Annotated in this window: 1 protein-coding gene and 1 pseudogene; both read right to left on the bottom strand. The window is 43.0% G+C overall.

All coding sequences use genetic code 11. The features are described from left to right. Positions 1 to 170: 170 nt before the first annotated feature. Entirely contained in the window at positions 171 to 647 is a 477-nt protein-coding gene (locus P4361_RS23165) for a hypothetical protein (RefSeq protein ID WP_328090132.1), read from the bottom strand. A 25-nt stretch (positions 648 to 672) separates the two neighbouring features. Continuing rightward, positions 673 to 884 (bottom strand): annotated as a pseudogene (locus P4361_RS23170) (STAS domain-containing protein); the annotation flags it as partial.

Raw genomic sequence — 884 nt, forward strand, 5'->3', positions numbered from 1 at the left:
ATAACACTGTTACGTTTGTAAATACAGTATATGTAAATTTATTTTATTGGTGCCAGGCACCGGCTTTTGACTCTTGTGTAATCGCAGTGCCTGGCACCAAAAACAACAAAAAGCGGCAGAACATGATATTCTGCCGCTACCCTATTTTTTCATTAAGTTACAACTGTTCTTTAGCTTCCTGCTGCTTTGTTTTGCTCAAGAGCGGCTGGCTTGATCTGGATCTTTCTTTGGCCATCTTTTTCTTCTGGCACATCCAGCGTTGAAAGATTCCAGTGACCTGGCAGTGCCCCCTCCAGCTCTTTTACATCTTCAGCACTCATTTTCAGTGAAACAATGCCCTCTTCACTGACTTCCAATCCATGGCCATCCTTGAAACCAAAGCGTATCTTCAAATAGTTCCTCAATCCATTGATCGTCAGGAATTTAAATTCGTAGCCATGATAGATCGCTTCTTTTACTTCTTCTTCATGCTGTTCAGCATACGAAAACATGTACTCCCAATCCAAGTTTTCTCCCGCTGGCCGTAAGGCTTTCACATCTTTTTCTTTCAGTGCGCGAAACAGTGTTTCGTTATCCAGCCCGGCTGCTCTGGAAAGTTCTATTCTTAGACCAGCAGGCATCGGCAGCCTGGATATTGTTTTTTTCAATGTGATACCCCCTACTAGAAATAATTTATGAATGCAGACCGTCTTTAAAATATTCGGCTAACGTTTGCTGAAGCGTACCTTTAGTTGCCGCGTGCTCATCAAACGAAACATCCAAATGAATCATTTTCCTGACGAGTTCCGCACGCAGACCCGTAATGACCGCCTCACATCCCATCAATGAAACGCCGCTCAGTACTCTTTGAAAATGGTGGATCACATCAATATCCATATCTGTAA

Origin of the sequence: Fictibacillus sp. B-59209 (assembly GCF_036216745.1) — a bacterium.
Classification (GTDB): Bacteria; Bacillota; Bacilli; order Bacillales; family Fictibacillaceae; genus Fictibacillus_C; species Fictibacillus_C marinisediminis.